Source organism: Pseudoalteromonas sp. AWH4_217 (genome assembly GCF_056161105.1).
The window spans coordinates 1-243 of the sequence record NZ_JBSWYM010000098.1 but is presented as its reverse complement, the minus strand read 5'-3'; the positions used below and the strand labels follow the sequence as shown (position 1 = coordinate 243).

Below are 243 nucleotides of genomic sequence, written 5' to 3'. Positions count from 1 at the left end.
GTGAACCAGTACCGTGAGGGAAAGGCGAAAAGAACCCCTGTGAGGGGAGTGAAATAGAACCTGAAACCGTGTACGTACAAGCAGTAGGAGCATACTTGTTATGTGACTGCGTACCTTTTGTATAATGGGTCAGCGACTTATATTCTGTAGCGAGGTTAACCATTTAGGGGAGCCGTAGCGAAAGCGAGTCTTAACTGGGCGCTTAAGTTGCAGGGTATAGACCCGAAACCCGGTGATCTAGCC

The 243-nt window shown here is 49.0% G+C and carries 1 rRNA gene; it reads left to right on the top strand.

What is annotated here, in order from left to right:
• Window positions 1-243 (top strand): 23S ribosomal RNA (locus ACXAH1_RS24810); the annotation flags it as partial.